The organism is Microbacterium sp. LWH13-1.2 (genome assembly GCF_038397735.1).
Lineage (GTDB): Bacteria > Actinomycetota > Actinomycetes > Actinomycetales > Microbacteriaceae > Microbacterium.
This window is the reverse complement of the sequence record NZ_CP151635.1, coordinates 3,313,890-3,330,462: the sequence shown is the minus strand read 5'-3', so window position 1 is coordinate 3,330,462 and position 16,573 is coordinate 3,313,890. Positions and strand designations below refer to the sequence as shown.

Annotated in this window: 15 protein-coding genes and 2 tRNA genes; 2 read left to right on the top strand and 15 right to left on the bottom strand. The window is 67.0% G+C overall.

Features of this window, described 5'->3' with window-relative positions; translation table 11 throughout:
* Positions 1-3 precede the first annotated feature (3 nt).
* Entirely contained in the window at positions 4-795 is a 792-nt protein-coding gene (locus MRBLWH13_RS16060; protein WP_341955920.1) for a gamma-glutamyl-gamma-aminobutyrate hydrolase family protein, read from the bottom strand.
* Positions 796-964: 169 nt separating this feature from the next.
* Between MRBLWH13_RS16060 and MRBLWH13_RS16055 the strand changes: the two genes are divergently transcribed.
* Positions 965-1,885 carry a LysR substrate-binding domain-containing protein gene (locus MRBLWH13_RS16055; protein WP_341955919.1) on the top strand — a complete coding sequence of 307 codons (921 nt, stop codon included), beginning with the start codon at positions 965-967 and terminating at the stop codon, positions 1,883-1,885.
* Between the two features lie 10 nt (positions 1,886-1,895).
* On the opposite strand, the gene MRBLWH13_RS16050 is transcribed toward MRBLWH13_RS16055, so the two are convergent.
* The 7 genes from MRBLWH13_RS16050 to MRBLWH13_RS16020 form a co-directional block, all read right to left on the bottom strand.
* Positions 1,896-2,177, bottom strand: a complete 282-nt coding sequence (locus MRBLWH13_RS16050; protein ID WP_056310949.1) for a hypothetical protein — start codon at positions 2,175-2,177, stop codon at positions 1,896-1,898.
* Between the two features lie 164 nt (positions 2,178-2,341).
* Positions 2,342-2,719, bottom strand: a complete 378-nt coding sequence (locus MRBLWH13_RS16045; protein ID WP_341955918.1) for a hypothetical protein — start codon at positions 2,717-2,719, stop codon at positions 2,342-2,344.
* A 234-nt stretch (positions 2,720-2,953) separates the two neighbouring features.
* Positions 2,954-3,026 (bottom strand) — tRNA-Ala (locus tag MRBLWH13_RS16040).
* Between the two features lie 25 nt (positions 3,027-3,051).
* Positions 3,052-3,125, bottom strand: a tRNA-Ile gene (locus MRBLWH13_RS16035).
* Between the two features lie 85 nt (positions 3,126-3,210).
* Positions 3,211-4,146, bottom strand: coding sequence for a DUF4097 family beta strand repeat-containing protein (locus tag MRBLWH13_RS16030; protein WP_341955917.1), 936 nt, complete (start codon positions 4,144-4,146; stop codon positions 3,211-3,213).
* Positions 4,143-4,829: a response regulator transcription factor gene (locus tag MRBLWH13_RS16025; protein ID WP_341955916.1), complete on the bottom strand. Its 687-nt coding sequence runs from the start codon at positions 4,827-4,829 to the stop codon at positions 4,143-4,145. Before MRBLWH13_RS16025 ends, MRBLWH13_RS16030 begins: the two co-directional genes overlap by 4 nt.
* On the bottom strand, positions 4,817-6,085 hold the full coding sequence (locus MRBLWH13_RS16020) for a histidine kinase (RefSeq protein WP_341955915.1): 1,269 nt from the start codon (positions 6,083-6,085) through the stop codon (positions 4,817-4,819). The genes MRBLWH13_RS16025 and MRBLWH13_RS16020 overlap by 13 nt, the downstream gene beginning before the upstream one ends.
* Positions 6,086-6,222: 137 nt before the next feature.
* On the opposite strand from MRBLWH13_RS16020, the gene MRBLWH13_RS16015 reads away from it, so the two are divergent.
* Positions 6,223-6,933 carry a VIT family protein gene (locus MRBLWH13_RS16015; protein WP_341955914.1) on the top strand — a complete coding sequence of 237 codons (711 nt, stop codon included), beginning with the start codon at positions 6,223-6,225 and terminating at the stop codon, positions 6,931-6,933.
* Between the two features lie 52 nt (positions 6,934-6,985).
* Here the strand turns inward: MRBLWH13_RS16015 and MRBLWH13_RS16010 are convergent, their stop codons facing one another.
* The 7 genes from MRBLWH13_RS16010 to MRBLWH13_RS15980 all read right to left on the bottom strand — a co-directional run bounded on the left by MRBLWH13_RS16010 (position 6,986) and on the right by MRBLWH13_RS15980 (position 16,547).
* A complete protein-coding gene (locus MRBLWH13_RS16010) occupies positions 6,986-7,390 on the bottom strand; it encodes a DUF3566 domain-containing protein (protein ID WP_056310959.1) in 405 nt (134 codons plus the stop codon).
* Positions 7,387-9,948: a DNA gyrase subunit A gene (gene gyrA / locus MRBLWH13_RS16005; RefSeq protein WP_341955913.1), complete on the bottom strand. Its 2,562-nt coding sequence runs from the start codon at positions 9,946-9,948 to the stop codon at positions 7,387-7,389. Before gyrA ends, MRBLWH13_RS16010 begins: the two co-directional genes overlap by 4 nt.
* Before the next feature lie 52 nt (positions 9,949-10,000).
* Positions 10,001-12,070, bottom strand: a complete 2,070-nt coding sequence (gene gyrB, locus MRBLWH13_RS16000) for a DNA topoisomerase (ATP-hydrolyzing) subunit B (protein WP_341955912.1) — start codon at positions 12,068-12,070, stop codon at positions 10,001-10,003.
* A gap of 118 nt (positions 12,071-12,188) precedes the next feature.
* Positions 12,189-12,692, bottom strand: a complete 504-nt coding sequence (locus MRBLWH13_RS15995) for a DciA family protein (RefSeq protein ID WP_056511574.1) — start codon at positions 12,690-12,692, stop codon at positions 12,189-12,191.
* Positions 12,685-13,845, bottom strand: coding sequence for a DNA replication/repair protein RecF (gene recF, locus MRBLWH13_RS15990; RefSeq protein WP_341955911.1), 1,161 nt, complete (start codon positions 13,843-13,845; stop codon positions 12,685-12,687). The genes MRBLWH13_RS15995 and recF overlap by 8 nt, the downstream gene beginning before the upstream one ends.
* A gap of 96 nt (positions 13,846-13,941) precedes the next feature.
* Positions 13,942-15,756 carry an amidase family protein gene (locus MRBLWH13_RS15985; protein ID WP_341955910.1) on the bottom strand — a complete coding sequence of 605 codons (1,815 nt, stop codon included), beginning with the start codon at positions 15,754-15,756 and terminating at the stop codon, positions 13,942-13,944.
* Positions 15,757-15,806: 50 nt separating this feature from the next.
* Positions 15,807-16,547: a cohesin domain-containing protein gene (locus MRBLWH13_RS15980; protein WP_341955909.1), complete on the bottom strand. Its 741-nt coding sequence runs from the start codon at positions 16,545-16,547 to the stop codon at positions 15,807-15,809.
* Positions 16,548-16,573: the final 26 nt, after the last annotated feature.

Sequence of the window (16,573 nt, the reverse complement as noted above, 5' to 3'; positions counted from 1 at the left end):
TCATCAGTGCCGCACGGCTGCGCCCCGCCTGCGAATGGACGGCAAGATCGGTCGCGTGACCTCCAGGGGCCCGGCAGCGTGCGCTGCGGCAACCGGTTCGAGCGTCGCCCCTCTCGTATGGACGATCCGCAACAGCTCGGTGAACTGATCCGAGGGAATGGACGGATGCTCCGGATGCCACTGGACGCCCAGGAACGGAAGCGACTCGTGCTCGACCGCCTCGACGACGCCGTTGCGGGAATGGGCGATGGCGCGCAGCCCTCGCCCGAGCTCGTCCACCGCCTGATGGTGGGTGCAGAGCAGAGGCTGCCGAAGCCGCGGTGACACGGCACGGAGGTCGTTCAGGTCAGTCGCGACGAAAGGGTCCGGTCCCGCACTGCGGTGTCCCCCGACGTGCTGGTGGAGCGTTCCGCCCAGCGCGACGTTCATCAGCTGCATCCCCCGGCACACCCCGAGCAGGGGGCGCCTCGATCGAACCGCCTCCATGACGACAGCTATCTGCGTTCGGTCGGCGCGACGCTGGTAGGCCGTGCGCTGCGGACGCCGGTCGGACTGACCGTAGAGCAACGGCTCGATGTCGTCTCCTCCCAGAAGCACGAGGACATCCGCCTCGCGGGATGCCCGCCGCAACTGCGCTTCCGGCGCTTCGCCGGCGGCGTGCAGGGACGCCGTCCAGCCCGACCGCTCGATCGCCGCGACGGCTGAGGCGTTGAGGCTGTCCAGAAGCATCTGGTAGTCGGCTGCGGGCGCCTGACGGCGGGTGCGCACGTGGAACAGGGCGACATGCACGCTCATGCTGCGACCCGGGGTGCGGTCATGGTGCTGATCCCTCCATCACGTACTTCGTCCAGATAACGCCCGAGGACAAACCCAGGTCAAATACGTTTTCCTCCCCGAATTGATAGCGATTTGCTCGCAATGCGCGCGTAACGCCGCGGTAATACACCGCACGTATCGTTCCGAGATGGAACTCCGTCAGCTGCGCTACTTCATGGCGGTCGCGGACGAGCTCCACTTCGGACGCGCGGCCCGCCGGCTGCACATGTCGCAGCCGCCTCTGAGCGTGCAGATCGGTCGTCTCGAGCGAGAGGTCGGTCTGCCGCTCTTCGACCGCAGCACCCGACGCGTCACTCTGACACCGGCCGGGCGGCACCTGCAGGAGCGCGCACGGAGGATCCTCGACGAGGTCGACGCCGTGCGTACCGAGATGCGCGATTACGTCGACGGTTTCGCCGGCCAACTCACCGCCGGTTTCGTGAGCTCGGCGAACTATACGGTGCTCCCCGAGGTGGTGAGGCTGTTCCGGTCGCGTCGCGACCGCGTCGCGCTGTCTCTCGTGCCGCTCACGTCCGGCGAGCAGATCGACCGCCTGCACGACGGGACTCTCGACGTGGGCCTCGTGCGAGACGCGTTCCCGCGAACGAACCCGAACTCATCCGAGCTGGTCACCGAGGTCGTGTTCGAGGAGAGGCTCGTCATATGCGTGCCGTTCTCTCATCCCCTCGCATCGCGCACGGAGGTGACTGCCGAGGAAGTGCTCGACGTGCCGATGGTCGCCTATCCCCGATCTCTCATGCCGGGCTACGTCGACCGGGTGCACGAGGTTCTGGGTCTCGACCCGGGTGCGATGCGCATCGCCGAGGAGGTCGTGCATCAGGAGACGGCGCTCGGTTTCGTCGCGGCCGGCGTCGGCGCGAGCATCCTGCCCGAGTCCGTGCGACAGGTGGTTCCGCCGTCGATCGCCGTGATCCCACTCGCCGGGTCGCCGACCACCAGCCTCATGGCCGCCAGACCGATCCGCGCAGATGAGAACACGATCTGCGCGGCGTTCATCGAGTGCCTCCACGACGCGGCTGAGGCCCTCGCGGCCGCGCGGCACGCCTGAGTCGCGGATCTCAGAGCACGTCGTAGTACCCGCTGTAGGGGAAGTCGATGTCCCCCGTGTCGCGGGGGTCGTACGCCACGGTCGACACGCTGATGGCGACTCGGGTCGTGGGCGTGATCAGAACACTCACTGCCCGGTTGCCGACGACGACGACATCCACGAAGGTGCCGCCGATCCTCGCGGCGTCTTCGATGCGATGTCGGAGGTCTCCGACATCCTGGTCCTGGGCGAGCAGATAACTCGTCCCGTCGAAGACCACCTCTGTCTGGATCATCGTCTTCGCGTCGCTCATGCCGGGCACGCTACGCCGGGCCTGCCGACCTGAGAAGGGGGGTTGCGAACCGGCCGCCGCCATGGCACAGAGGTCGACATACCGGCCCTGAACATCGGGGGCCCTTGCTTTTCTTAGGCCTTCCGAGTTGTTAACAGATCCATCCACACCTGTGGAATCAGGGGTCAGTTCAGTCGCGCGGTCTCGGCCACCAGGTCGAGCCGATCGAGCAGCAGCTCGCCGGCGCTGCCCATGACCGTGAGTGCGTACATCGTCACGACGACCGCGACGAGGGCGAAGAAGATGACGCCGGGGATGCTGCGGCGAGAGACCACCGTGATCACGAGGGCGGCCACCGCGCCGCCGATCGCTACCGTCTGCCCAGCGACGGTCGCGAATGCCATCCGGATCGCGCTGTCGGCAGTGAGCGGTCCGTAGCTGTTGAGCAGCGCCGAGATCGCGAACGGGATCACGAACAGGCTCATGAGCAGCACGGCGCGGCGACGCACGACCCACCGCTTTCGGCGGGTGGAGGATTCCGTCGTGCGCACCGATGAGCTCATGCCGCGATCGTACCGTCACGCATCCAGGGAACCCGGAGTCGACGGATCCGGTGCCGCCGCGTCGTTATTGACACCCCTGATGACCGGTGCCGAGAGGCGATCCGGGGTTGTTAACAGGGTTGTTAACACCTGTGGAAGAGAGTGCGCCCCGCGAGATCGACCGAACAAGAACCTCGGCAGAAACGAGAAGGCCCCGCACGAAGCGGGGCCTTCTCGAACTGTCTCAACACAGTGTGGAGCCTAGGAGATTCGAACTCCTGACATCCTGCTTGCAAAGCAGGCGCTCTACCAACTGAGCTAAGGCCCCGTGAGGGAAATATTGAGTTGAGGAGTGGGCCCACCAGGACTTGAACCTGGGACCTCTTCATTATCAGTGAAGCGCTCTAACCGCCTGAGCTATGGGCCCGTCAACCTCCGAAACTTTACCGGAGATTTCCGGAATTACCCAATCGAGGGCGGGGACCCCCACGGATCCCCGCCCTCGATCGCGATCATCGGCCCGGACGGATCGTCACGCTGCCCGCGGAGAGCGACACGTCGATCACGCGGCGAGTGCCCGAGGACTGGTCGACCTTCGCGTCCAGCGAGCCCGCGCTGACGTCCTGGGTGATCGAGTACGACTCGTCGGGGACCGTGAGATCGAGGGATCCGGCACTCACGTCGATGGTCGTCTGCGATGGTGCAGGGCCCGTCAGCTCGACGTTGAGATCTCCGGCCGCGACGGTGAGATCGGCCTCGTCGACGCCGTCGAGTGTCGCGTCCGCACGACCGGCGCTCATGTCGATGGTCAGGCTGCTCGCGGCACCTTCGACATCCAGCGCGCCCGCATTGACGGTGATGTCGAGGTCACCGAAGTCGCCGACGACATCGAGGCTCCCGGCGTCGAGGGTCAGGTCGGCATCGAGCGCACTCTCCCGCAGGCTCTCGGGGAGGGTGAGGACGGCCGACTGATCGTCGCCGAACCAACTGCCGAACCACCAGCCGAACTCGAACTCGGGGCTGCGCACGACCAGCGAGTCACCGTCCCTTTCGAGGGTCCATGCCGGTCCGCGACTGTTGGTGACCGCGAGTTCCGCGTCATCGACATCGCCGAACTCGATGCGCATGTTGCCCGCATCCACGTCGAGGTCGATGTCCTGGATGCCCGAGGCATCCTCGGACAGCACCGAGTCGGTGCCCTCTGTCGAGGATGCGACCAGGCTGCCGGTCGCGGCGACCGCAGCGGTCGCTCCCGAGCCGAGCAGTGCCATGCCGCCCACCACCGCTGTGAGGATCATCACCGCGGTCGCCCCCGACGAGCGACCTGTGTCGCCGTCTCCGGAAGCTGTGGGTGCCTGGGCCTGCGGGGGCGCCGGCGCCTCCGGCGCGGAGGCCGGCGGGGGAGTGAGCGGGGTGTGCCCGCCCTGGAAGTCGTCGTTCGTGGTCATCGTCCCACTCCTGTCTGTCCGGTCGGCGTCGTGCCGCCCGTGTTCTCGATGTGCGCGAGCGCCGCCAGCACGCGCCGGTTGCCTGATTCGCCCTGTTCGAAGCCGAGCTTCTGGAAGATCGCGGTGATGTGCTTCTCGACACTGGCCTCCGAGAGGAAGAGCAGTCCGGCGATCGCCTGATTCGATTTGCCTTCGGCGATGAGCGCCAGCACGGTGCGCTCGCGTTCGGTGAGCCGCTGCATCCGATCGTCCTTGTTCCGTCGCGTGAGCAGCTGCGCCACGACCTCCGGGTCGAGCACGGTCGCGCCCTCGGAGATCCGCTGCACGGAACCGAGGAACTCCGAGACATCGGCCACCCGGTCCTTCAACAGGTAGCCGAGCGGGCCGCCCTGGGCCGCGATGAGGTCCGAGGCGTACCGCTCCTCGACGTACTGCGAGAGCACGAGCAGCGCAAGCGCGGGGTTCGTGGCGCGGAGTCCGAGCGCGGCACGGATCCCCTCGTCGGTGAACGTCGGTGGGAGCCGCACATCGAGGATGCAGAGTTCAGGGTCGGTCTCGGCGACCGCCTCGACCAGGCCCTCGGTGTCGGGGAGGGCTGCGACCACGGTGTGGCCGGCATCCTCGAGCAGTCGCACGAGACCCTCGCGCAGCAGGACCGAGTCCTCGCAGATCAGGATGCGCATGGCACGTTCACTTCCAGACTGGTCGGGCCGCCCACAGGGCTCTCGAGGCGGAAGGTTCCGCCGGCGGCGAGGATGCGGTTCGCGATGCCGTCGAGACCGCCACCGGGCTGCACCTGAGCGCCGCCCATTCCGTTGTCTTCGACGCGGGCCCACAGCAGCCCGCCGTCACGCAGTCGCACGGTCACCCTGGCCTCACTGGCACGAGAGTGCTTCGCGGCGTTGGTGAGCGACTCGGCGATCGAGAAGTAGACCGCTGCCTCTGCCTCACGGCTGCAGCGTCCATCCATCCGCACATCGAGGTTCACGGGGATGTGCGACCGACCCGCCAGCGCAGAAAGTGCCGCATCGAGGCCACGGTCGCCGAGCACGGAGGCGTGGATGCCGCGGGCGAGCTGTCGCAGCTCAGTGATCGCTGCCTTGGTCGACGTGTGCGCCTCGGCTATCAGCTCCTTCGCGGCATCCGGGTCGTTGTCGATCTTCTGCTGGGCGAGTCCCAGCGTCATGCCGACCGAGACGAGCCTCGGCTGGACGCCGTCGTGCAGGTCGCGTTCGATGCGGGTGCGCTCCACGTCGGCGGCGCGCACCGCCCCCTCCCGCTGTGCGGTGCTGGTGCGCACACGCTCCGTGAGCTCTGCCTCGCGGCTGCGGATCACGATGGACAGTGAGAGCACCCGGTGCAGGAGAGCGAGACCGATCATGCCGCCGAGGGATGCGGCGATGCCGAGGATGCCGATGAGCGGAGCCCACGCGGCGTCGATCCCGCCGCCCCCGAAGGGGCCCATCACGGCGTCCGTTCCCGCAAGGGGAGCGAAGCAGATCACGATCGACCAGACGACGCCCCAGGCGAGACGCAGCACGATCCAGCCCAGCACCGCGGTGATCGCGAAGTTCGCCAGCGCCCGCCACATGCGGCCGTCGATGGCCTGACGTCCGAGTGCGCGCAGCCATCCGGCGAAGCCCGGCCGATCACGAGGCCGCCAGCGCAGCGGGGCGATCGGCGTCTTGTAGAGCGCACCGACGCGTGCCACCTCGAACCAGCCGACGCCGAAGAGGGCGTAGACCAATCCGACGAGGAGCACGACCCCGACGCCGGCGGCGAAGAGCAGCCCGAGGCCTGTGCCGAGGAGTCCGGAGAGAGTCGCGAAGATGAAGCCGCCGATGACCCCGATGCCCGCCAGATGCAGGATCGAGAGGAAGATGCGCAGCGGCGGCTTCGAGGCCGTCGCCGGTGGTGGCGTGGCAGTCTGTGTCGTCATGGTTCAAAGGTACGGCGGCCCCGATGGCGCCGACACCGAGCCAACCGGAGACCCGGCTTCGGGTTTTCCCGAACGTGCTGCGGCCGCGCTACCAGAGGGGGGCGCGCGGATACCGACCGATCTGATTCACTGAGCCCATGAGTGCACACGAGGGCGAACCGCACGGAGCCGGGGTCGGACAGCGGCTGAACTGGCTGCGCGCCGGGGTCCTGGGCGCGAACGACGGCATCGTCTCGATCGCGTCGCTGGTCGTGGGCGTCGCCGGCGCCACGACCGACAACGCCGCCCTGCTCACGGCGGGCCTCGCGGGGCTCGTCGGCGGGGCCATATCCATGGCGCTCGGTGAGTACGTCTCGGTGAGCAGCCAACGGGACAGCGAGCGGGCGTTGATCTCGAAGGAGCGCGAGGAGCTGCGCACGATGCCCGAGACGGAGCTCACCGAGCTCACCACCCTTTACCGCGAACGCGGACTCAGCGAGGAGACCGCGCGCACGGTCGCCGAGGAGCTCACCGCGCACGACGCCCTCGCCGCGCACCTCGAGGTCGAGCTCGGCATCGACCAGGACGACCTCGTGAACCCGTGGCATGCGGCGCTCTCGTCTGCGGTCGCCTTCACCCTCGGCGCTCTGCTCCCGCTGCTCGCCATCCTGCTCCCGCCGCCGGCGTGGCGGGTGCCGGTCACGTTCGTCGTGGTGTTGCTCGCACTGGCCGTCACCGGCACAGTGGCTGCGAAGATCGGCGGATCTCCGCCCGTACGCGCGGCCGTCCGACTCGTCATCGGCGGCGGGCTCGCGCTGTTCGCGACCTGGCTGATCGGAACACTGCTCGGGACGACAGGCGTCGTATAGACGGACGAGGGGCGGATGCGATTCGCATCCGCCCCTCGTCGAATCCGGTCGATCAGTTCGACATGAACCCGACGAGCAGTCCGCCCGTCACCTTCACGGCGACGTTGTAGATACCGGCGATGACCGCGCCGAGCACGGTGAACACGATGAGGTTCAGGATCGAGACGACAGCCGCGAAGGCCATCACCTGCGGAAGACCCGCCACCTCGGAGATGCGCACCGAGTTGTCGGTGATCGTGCCGATGAACTCGTCGGCCTGCGTGAGGATTCCGGTCGCCTGCAGCACGAGGTAGATCAGGAAGAACGACACCATCGTGACGATGGCGAGCGCGACGGCTCCCAGGAACGAGAGCTTCACGGCCGACCAGAAGTCGACGTAGACGAGGCGCAGGCGAACCTGCTTGCCGCCGGTCTTGCGCGTGGACTTCTTCGCCAGCTTGTCGGCTACTGTGCTCATGCGTCTGCTTCCTCAGGGTTCTCGTTCGTCTCGGGGGCGGTGGTCTCGGAGTCCACCTCAGCCTCATCCGATTCGTCTTCGTCGGTGAGGCCGCGCTCACCGTTGCGGGCGATGGCGAGGATCCGGTCGGCTTCCGTCGTCCGTGCGAAAACCACTCCCATGGTGTCTCGGCCCTTGGCGGGCACCTCGGCCACGGCAGAGCGTACCACCTTGCCGCTGGACAGAACCACAAGGACCTCGTCGTCGGCCGAGACCATCAGACCACCCGCGAGAGTGCCCCGATCGTCGTGGAGCTTGGCCACCTTGATGCCGAAACCACCACGTCCCTGGACGCGATATTCCTCGACGGCGGTGCGCTTCGCGTAGCCGCCGTCCGTCACGACGAACACGAACTGACCGGGAGCCGCGACGGATGCCGACAGCAGGCTGTCGCCCTCACGGAACTTCATGCCCTTCACTCCGGCGGTCGCGCGTCCCATCGGGCGCAGCGCATCGTCGGTCGCGCTGAACCTCACCGACATGCCCCGGCGGCTGATGAGGAGGATGTCGTCCTCGGCGTTGACCATCAACGCCGAGACCAGTTCGTCCTCGTCGTTCAGGCGGATCGCGATGACGCCGCCCTGACGGTTGGTGTCGTAGGTGTCGAGGCGCGTCTTCTTGACGAGTCCGTCGCGGGTCGCGAGCACGAGGTAGTCGGCGACCGCGTAATCGCGGATGTCGAGCACCTGCGCGATGTTCTCGTCCGGCTGCAGAGCGAGGAGGTTCGCGACGTGCGTGCCCTTCGCGTCTCGGCCGGCCTCGGGGACCTCGTAGGTCTTCGAGCGATAGACCCGGCCCTTGTCGGTGAAGAACAGCAGCCAGTGGTGCGTGGTCGTCACGAAGAAGTGCTCGACGATGTCATCGGCCCGCAGCTGCGCGCCCTTGATGCCCTTGCCACCGCGGTGCTGCGACCGGTAGTTGTCGCTGCGCGTGCGCTTGATGTATCCGGCGCGGGTGATGGTGACGACCATCTCCTCTTCGGCGATGAGGTCTTCCATCGAGACGTCGCCGTCGAAGCCGTGCAGGATGTGCGTGCGACGGTCGTCGCCGAAGCGCTCCACGATGCCGGTGAGCTCGTCACGGATGATGTCGCGCTGCAGCGACTCGTCGGCGAGGATCGCCTGGTACTCGCCGATGAGGCGCTCGAGCTCCGCAGCCTCGTCGAGGATCTTCTGACGCTCGAGCGCGGCCAGTCGGCGCAGCTGCATGTCGAGGATCGCCTGGGCCTGGATGTCATCGATGTCGAGGAGCTTCTGCAGTCCCTCGTTCGCGTCCTGCGTGGTCTGCGATCGACGGATGAGAGCGATGACCTCGTCGAGCGCGTCGAGCGCCTTGAGGTAGGCGCGCAGGATGTGCATGCGCGCCTCTGCCTTGGCGAGGCGGAAGCGCGTACGACGGACGATCACCTCGAGCTGATGCGTGATCCAGTGGGTCACGAAGCCGTCGATCGCGAGCGTGCGCGGCACGCCGTCGACGATCGCGAGCATGTTCGCGCCGAAGTTCTCCTGCAGCTGCGTGTGCTTGTACAGGTTGTTCAGCACGACCTTCGCGACCGCATCGCGCTTGAGCACGACCACGAGACGCTGACCCGTGCGGTCGGACGACTCGTCGCGGATGTCGGCGATGCCGGTGATTTTGCCGTCGCGGGCGAGGTCGCCGATCTTCACCGCGACGTTGTCGGGGTTCACCTGATACGGCAGCTCGGTGATCACGAGGCACGTGCGGCCCTGGATCTCCTCGACGTTGACGACCGCGCGCATCGTGATCGATCCGCGTCCGGTGCGGTACGCCTCCTGCACACCCTTGGTGCCGAGGATCTGCGCACCGGTCGGGAAGTCAGGACCGGGGATGCGCTGGATCAGTCCCTCGAGCAGCTCCTCGCGGGGGAGACCGGGGTTGTCGAGAGCCCACAGTGCAGCGGCGGATATCTCACGCAGGTTGTGCGGGGGGATGTTCGTCGCCATGCCGACCGCGATGCCGACCGATCCGTTGACGAGCAGGTTCGGGAAACGCGCCGGCAGGACCGTCGGCTCCTGGGTCTGACCGTCGTAGTTGTCGGTGAAGTCGACCGTGTCCTCTTCGATGTCGCGCACCATCTCGAGCGCGAGCGGGGCCATCTTGGTCTCGGTGTATCGAGGAGCAGCGGCGCCCATGTTGCCGGGGGAGCCGAAGTTGCCCTGGCCGAGGGCCAGCGGGTAGCGCAGCGACCACGGCTGCACCAGGCGGACCAGGGCGTCGTAGATCGCCGAGTCGCCGTGCGGGTGATACTGACCCATGACCTCGCCGACGACGCGGGCGCACTTCGAGAACGACTTGTCGGGGCGGAATCCGCCGTCGTACATGCCGTAGATCACGCGGCGGTGCACGGGCTTGAGCCCGTCGCGCACGTCGGGCAGCGCGCGGCCGACGATGACGGCCATCGCGTAATCGAGGTAGCTGCGCTGCATCTCCGACTGCAGGTCGACCTGATCGATCTTGCCGTGGTCGTGTGCCGGCTCGGGGCGTACTTCGTCAGTCATGTGTGTTGTCGATTCCGGTCGTTGTCGAACGAATGCAGGCGCGGGGGACGCGTCAGATGTCGAGGAAGCGGACGTCCTTGGCGTTGCGCTGGATGAAGCTGCGTCGCGACTCGACGTCTTCACCCATCAGCACGCTGAAGATCTCGTCCGCGGCGGCGGCGTCCTCGATGGTCACCTGGCGGAGCGTCCGCGTGGTGTGGTCCATCGTGGTCTCCCACAGCTCCTTGGCGTTCATCTCGCCGAGACCCTTGTAGCGCTGGATGCCGGCGTCCTTCGGGATCCGCTTGCCGTTCTCGAGTCCGTGCTTGAGCAGCGCATCGCGCTCGGCGTCGCTGAACACGTACTCGTGGGGCTGGTTGGTCCACTTGAGGCGGTACAGCGGCGGCATGGCGAGGTAGACGAAACCGGCCTCGATGAGCCCGCGCATGTAGCGGAACAGCAGGGTCAGCAGCAGCGTCGTGATGTGCTGACCGTCGACGTCGGCATCGGCCATCAGCACGATCTTGTGATAGCGCGCCTTCACGATGTCGAACTCTTCGCCGATGCCCGTGCCGAAGGCCTGGATCATCGCCTGGACCTCTTTGTTGCCGAGGGCCTTGTCGAGGCGTGCGCGCTCGACGTTGAGGATCTTGCCTCGGAGAGCCAGGATCGCCTGCGTGTGCGGGTCGCGGCCCTGCACCGCGGAGCCACCTGCCGAGTCACCCTCGACGAGGAAGATCTCGCTGATCGAGGGGTCCTTGCTGGTGCAGTCCTTGAGCTTGTCGGGCATCGCGGCGGACTCGAACACGCTCTTACGGCGAGCGGTCTCGCGCGCCTTGCGGGCTGCGAGACGAGCGGTCGCGGCGTCGATCGCCTTGCGGATCACGTTCTTGGCCTGGATCGGGTTGCGACCGAACCAGTCGCCGAGCTGATCTCCGACGACCTTCTGCACGAAGGTCTTCGCCTCGGTGTTGCCCAGCTTCGTCTTGGTCTGCCCCTCGAACTGGGGCTCGCCGAGCTTGATCGAGATGACGGCGGTGAGTCCCTCGCGCACGTCGTCGCCCGAGAGGTTGTCGTCCTTCTCCTTGAGAAGGTTGTTCGCCCTGGCGTACTTGTTCACCAGCGTGGTGAGTGCGGCACGGAAGCCCTCTTCGTGCGTGCCGCCCTCATGCGTGTTGATGGTGTTCGCGTAGGTGAAGACGTTCTCGGTGTACGAGGTCGTCCACTGCATCGCGACCTCGAGCGAGATCTTGCGCTCGGTGTCCTCGGACTCGAACGCGATGATCTCGTCGTTGACGACCTCGGCGTGGCGCACCTTGTTGAGGTACTCGACGTAGTCGACGAGACCGCGCTCGTAGAAGAACACGTCGTTCGGCTGCGTGAGGGTCGCCTGACCCTCGACCTCGACCTCGTAGGCCGAGGCAGGGCGCTCGTCGGACAGCTCGATGCGGAGTCCCTTGTTGAGGAACGCCATCTGCTGGAAGCGCGTGCGCAGCGTGTCGTAGTCGAAATCCGTGGTCTCGGTGAAGATCTCGGCATCCGGCCAGAAGGTGATCGCCGTTCCGGTCTCGTCGGTGGGCTCGCCCTTCTCCAGCTGCTGCTGGGGCGCGCCGCCGTCGGCGAAACTGTGCCGCCAGACGAAGCCCTTCTGCTTGACCTCGACGTCGAACCGGGTCGACAGGGCGTTCACGACCGAGGAGCCGACGCCGTGCAGTCCACCCGAGACGGCGTAGGCGCCGCCGCCGAACTTTCCCCCGGCGTGCAGGATCGTCAGCACGACCTCGACGGTCGACTTCGTGGGGTCGGAGGAGTGCGGGTCGACGGGGATGCCGCGGCCGTTGTCGATCACGCGGACGCCGCCGTCTTCGAGCAGCGTCACGAAGATCGTGTCGGCGTACCCGGCAAGGGCCTCGTCGACGGAGTTGTCGACGATCTCGTACACGAGGTGGTGCAGACCACGCGGCCCCGTGGATCCGATGTACATACCCGGGCGCTTGCGGACTGCTTCGAGACCCTCGAGGATCTGGATGGAGTCGGCACCGTACTCACCGGGCTGCTTCACCTTGGGTGAGATCTTGTTCTCGGTGCCCGGGGTCTCCCCGGTGGTGGATTCCGTCTCGTCAGCAGGGGATTCAGGCGTCATCAGAGGGCATTCTCCACATCGATATCACGAACTCCCAGTCTAGCGGCTTTTCGTGTCGATATGCGGCTCAGCGGCCACCTGTGGCCCTCTGAGCGTTTCGGACCCCATCTGTGGTGTCCTACCCGTAGGTATCGCGTGGGCCCCGTCCTGGAACGACTCTGGGGCCCCATTTCCAGGAGGGTACGTCCGGTCCGATGAAGCGGAGGTTCTCGACACCGGCGTCGGGATACCGCCGACCGATCTCGGTGAGGATCGTTCCGCGCATGTACTGGAGATTCTTCGCCCACGCCGTCGAATCGCACTTCACGGTGAGCACTCCGCGCTCGAGCGAGACCGGCTCGGAGTGCTTCGCGGTGTCGGATCCGGCCAGGTCCGCCCACTGACGCACCAGGTCTTCGCGGGCCAGAGTCTTCTGCCAGCCGGAGTCCCGGCTGAGCTTGTCGAGCACTGCGCCGAGGGCTCCGGGATCGCGCCCAGGGGTGAAAGGGGCGTTGTCGTCATCCGTGACGATGCGCCGCTTGCGCTTCCACGACTTCGAACTCGGCGCGAGGCCCCGCAGACGCAGGTACGTGGCGACGGTCTCCGGGGTCTCGGGGGCCGGAACGGCTGCGATATCAGTCATCGTCCACCTCCCTCTCGTCGCTGATGGTTCCCGCAGAGATCCGCACCACGTGGGCGTGAAGCACCTCGGGGATATCCTCCTCCACCGCCGCGGTCACCACCACCTGCTCGTACCCGGCCGTCAACGCCGCGAGGCGCTGCCGGCGATCGGCGTCGAGCTCGGCGAACACGTCGTCGAGGATCAGCACAGGGTCGCCGGCCGGGGATTCGCTGCGCAGCAGCTCGGCGGAGGCGAGGCGCAGGGCGAGCGCCACCGACCAGGATTCCCCGTGGGAGGCGTATCCCTTGACCGGAAGACCGCGAACACGCAGCACCAGGTCGTCACGATGCGGACCGGTGAGAGTGAGGCCGCGGTCGAGCTCGTTCGACCGCTTCGCGAGCAGTGCGGCGTGGAACATCTCGGCGATGTCGCCCGAGGTCTCGGCCGGAGCATCCACTCCCTCTTCGGGATCCGCTCCGCGCACCGAGAGCGCCCAGTCGAGCTGCGGGCGGTGGTCTTCACCGGCGATAGCCGCATAGGCCTCGGCCACCGGCTGCTGCAGATCGGCGGCCAGACGCTGACGCGCGGTGATGATCTCGGCCCCGAGCGACACAAGCTTGTCGTCCCACACGTCGAGCGTGCTGAGTCCCTCGCCTTTGATGCCGCGAGCACGGGCCGACTTGAGCAGCGCATTGCGCTGCTTGAGCACTCTGTCGTAGTCCGCGAGCACCGACGACATACGCGGGGTGCGCTGGATGAGCAGCTGGTCGACGAAGCGTCGCCGCGCCGACGGGTCGCCGCGGACGATCTGCAGGTCTTCTGGAGCGAAGAGCACGACGTGCGCGTAACGGGGGAGTTCGTTGGTCTTCGACGGCGAGCCGTTGATGCGGGCCTTGTTCGACCCCTGCTTGTTGAGCTGCACCTCGACGAGCACTCGACGCTCACCGTGTGACAGTCGCGCGCGGATGATCGCGAAATCCTGTCCCTCGCGGACCATCGGCGCATCGGAGGAGACCCGGTGCGAACCCAGTGTCGCGAGGAAGACGACGGCCTCCGCGAGATTCGTCTTCCCCTGGCCGTTTCGGCCGACGAGGACGTTCGGTCCCTTGTGCAGGGCGAGTTCAGCGGTCGCGTAATTGCGGAAATCGACCAGGCTCAGGTGTTCCACAATCACGCTGTCAGCCTACCTTCGGGGTCTGACATCTCCCTCCGCCCGAGCCCGGGCGGGCCGGCGACTGTCCGAGTTCGTCGAACAGTCGCCGGCCTTGGCTCACGGAAGCGGCCCGTAGAGCGACGGCGACGTGCGAGCATCCGTCGTCTGCTCGAATGCGTAGGCCAGACCGAGCAGCGTGCCCTCGTCGAAGTCGCGTCCGAGGAACTCCAGGTTCACTCCGCTGCCGGGAACGCTCTCGCCCGCGATCGTCTGACCCATCGGAACGGTGACGGACGGCATTCCGGTGTTCGGGCTCAACCTCATGTTGGTGCCCTGGGTTCCGTATGCGTTCGTACTCGGGTAGATGATCGCGTCGAGGTCGAGATCCTCCATCATCTGCGTCACAAGGGTCTTGCCCGCTGCGATCTGCACGGTGTGCGAGCCGGTCTCGCCGGCCCATGCCTCGTACGTCGCATCGGTGACGGCGTTGCGCGCCTCATAGATCGATCGCCGCGAGGTCACGAAGCTGTTCGTGGCGAGGATGTCGGTCAGCGTCCGCGCCTCGACCGCGGGCCCGAGGTGCGTGGCGATGTACTCGTCGAGGTCGTGCAGGAACTCGTTCGTCGATCCGGATCCCTCATTCAGCACTGCGGCGAACTCCGCCGGAGGCGTCACGGTCACCACGGTCGCACCCTGAGCGGTCAGCGCAGCCGTCGCCTCGGAGAAGAGTCGGACGGTTCCGGTGTTGCTGCCGACCATCGACGTGATGTAGCCGATGCGCGCTCCCTGCAGAGCATTCGGGTCGAGGAACGAGGTGTACGACTCGGGCACCAGACCCTGCTGTCGGGAGGTGACCGGGTCGGCGTCGTCTATGCCGACCACCGCGTCGAGCGCGACGGCTGCGTCGATGACCGATCGGGCCATCGGTCCGCCGGTGTCCTGCGACAGGGCCAGCGGGATGATGCCGTCTCGACTGGCCAGCCCCACCGTGGGACGGACGCCCACGAGCTGGTTGTACGACGAGGGAACGCGGATCGATCCACCGGTGTCGGTGCCGAAGCCGATCGCCGCGAGGTTCGCCGAGATGGCGGCGCCCGTGCCGCCGCTCGAGCCGCCGGCCGTCCTCGTGGTGTCGTACGGACTCGCCACGAGGGACGTCGCACCCGGATCCTGGAACGACGAGAACTCGGAGACGAATCCGTACGCGAACTCGTCGAGGCTGGCCTTCGCGAGGATCACCGCACCGTCGTTGCGCAGGCCGGTCACCATCGAGGCGTCCGTGGCCGTCTGGTTCTCATTCCAGCAGGCGCATCCGCCGGTGGTCACCATATCGACCGTGCCGTAGTTGTCCTTCAGCGCGATCGGCACGCCCAGGAGCATGCTGGTCATCCCCTCCGACGCTCGGATCTCGTCAGCTGCCGCTGCGCTGGCGAGCGCCTGCTGATTCACCGTGATGATCGAGTTGAGAGCGCGACTCCCCCCGGGAACGACAGCCCGGTCGTAGGCCGCGATCCGGTCGAGGTACTCCTGAGTGATGCTCTGCGACGTCGCGACCCCGGCATTCATCGCCGCCTGCATGTCGATCACCGAGGCTTCGACGAGTTCGAAAGGACCGTCGTCGTAGATGATCCGCTTCGAGAGGTCGGCGAGATCGAGGATCGTGAGCTCTCCGTCGGCGTCGGTGTCGAGGATCGACACGCGTGACCAGTCCGGAGAAGCGCTCGTGAGTCCCAGTGCATCGGCGGCGATCGTCAGATCCGCGGTCGTGACCATCGCATCGTCCGTGACGTCGAGGTCGCTGTAGTACGGCGGCAGACTGACGGACGCCGGAATCGGCGCCGCGAGCGCGGACCCGCTCGCCAGGCTTCCCGTGACGATCGCAGCACCTGCGACCGAGACGGCAGCGACGATCCGGAGTGTGGTCTTCTTCACGGTCTTGTCTCTCCTGTTGTTCGCCAGCTGTGCTCGAATGTCGCGCCCGATCATCGAGTCCTCCGTCGCACTGCGATGACCGTCCCCGCGGCGATGGCGGCGATCGCCGCTGCTCCGAGGATCAGCCACGGAGCGGCGTCGGCACCCGTGACGGCGAGCGAGCCGTCGGGGGTGGAGCCCGAGCCCGATCCTGCGCCGGTTCCGGGGTCGGCCGCGGCGGAACCGTCGTCACCGGAACCAGGCTCCGACCCGTCGTCGCCCGAGATCTCGACGATCGCCGACGTGCCGGCGGCGTTGGGATCGACCGTGGTCGGCTGGGCGTTCGAATCCACGATGCGCCCGGATGCGATCGCGAGCGAGGCGTCTCCCGGCTCGAGCGCGGTGAAGCGGAGGGTCACGAGAGTCTGTGTTCCGGCGAGGCCGGGCGAGGTGCCGAGACGCGTGGCGGCGACCGCGATCTGCGCCCCGGTGTCGGTGGCCGATCCGAATCCTCCCGAGGGCAGGATCTGGCTGTCGGCGACGAACGCGAGCAGATCCGGGTCGTAGGCGATGTCGAGTTCATAGGCATAGGCATCGACGAGCCCGGTGAAGACCGCGGTGACCGTGACGGTGTCGCCGACGGACACCGAGGTCGGAGCAGCCGTCAGTGCGACTGTGTCGTAGGCGACCGGAATGACGACGGCGGAGGCAGGCGATGCCACACCGAACGCGAGGAGGGTCGAGGCCGCAAGAGCGGCACCGGCGGTGAGCACCCGCGCTCGGCGAGAGCGGGCAGGGGGATTCTCGGGCATGCGGAACGTCTTTCGTCTGGAGAGAC

What these genes read in the sequence shown, in the direction of transcription:
- MRBLWH13_RS16025 (WP_341955916.1), bottom strand. Translation starts at nt 4,829, where the DNA reads ATGCGCATCCTGATCTGCGAGGACTCGGTCCTGCTGCGCGAGGGTCTC.
- MRBLWH13_RS15980 (WP_341955909.1), bottom strand. Translation starts at nt 16,547, where the DNA reads ATGCCCGAGAATCCCCCTGCCCGCTCTCGCCGAGCGCGGGTGCTCACC.
- MRBLWH13_RS16030 (WP_341955917.1), bottom strand. Translation starts at nt 4,146, where the DNA reads ATGACCACGAACGACGACTTCCAGGGCGGGCACACCCCGCTCACTCCC.
- MRBLWH13_RS16055 (WP_341955919.1), top strand. Translation starts at nt 965, where the DNA reads ATGGAACTCCGTCAGCTGCGCTACTTCATGGCGGTCGCGGACGAGCTC.
- MRBLWH13_RS16015 (WP_341955914.1), top strand. Translation starts at nt 6,223, where the DNA reads ATGAGTGCACACGAGGGCGAACCGCACGGAGCCGGGGTCGGACAGCGG.
- gyrB (WP_341955912.1), bottom strand. Translation starts at nt 12,070, where the DNA reads ATGACGCCTGAATCCCCTGCTGACGAGACGGAATCCACCACCGGGGAG.
- MRBLWH13_RS16050 (WP_056310949.1), bottom strand. Translation starts at nt 2,177, where the DNA reads ATGAGCGACGCGAAGACGATGATCCAGACAGAGGTGGTCTTCGACGGG.
- MRBLWH13_RS16060 (WP_341955920.1), bottom strand. Translation starts at nt 795, where the DNA reads ATGAGCGTGCATGTCGCCCTGTTCCACGTGCGCACCCGCCGTCAGGCG.
- MRBLWH13_RS16020 (WP_341955915.1), bottom strand. Translation starts at nt 6,085, where the DNA reads ATGACGACACAGACTGCCACGCCACCACCGGCGACGGCCTCGAAGCCG.
- MRBLWH13_RS16010 (WP_056310959.1), bottom strand. Translation starts at nt 7,390, where the DNA reads ATGAGCACAGTAGCCGACAAGCTGGCGAAGAAGTCCACGCGCAAGACC.
- MRBLWH13_RS16045 (WP_341955918.1), bottom strand. Translation starts at nt 2,719, where the DNA reads ATGAGCTCATCGGTGCGCACGACGGAATCCTCCACCCGCCGAAAGCGG.
- gyrA (WP_341955913.1), bottom strand. Translation starts at nt 9,948, where the DNA reads ATGACTGACGAAGTACGCCCCGAGCCGGCACACGACCACGGCAAGATC.
- MRBLWH13_RS15995 (WP_056511574.1), bottom strand. Translation starts at nt 12,692, where the DNA reads ATGACTGATATCGCAGCCGTTCCGGCCCCCGAGACCCCGGAGACCGTC.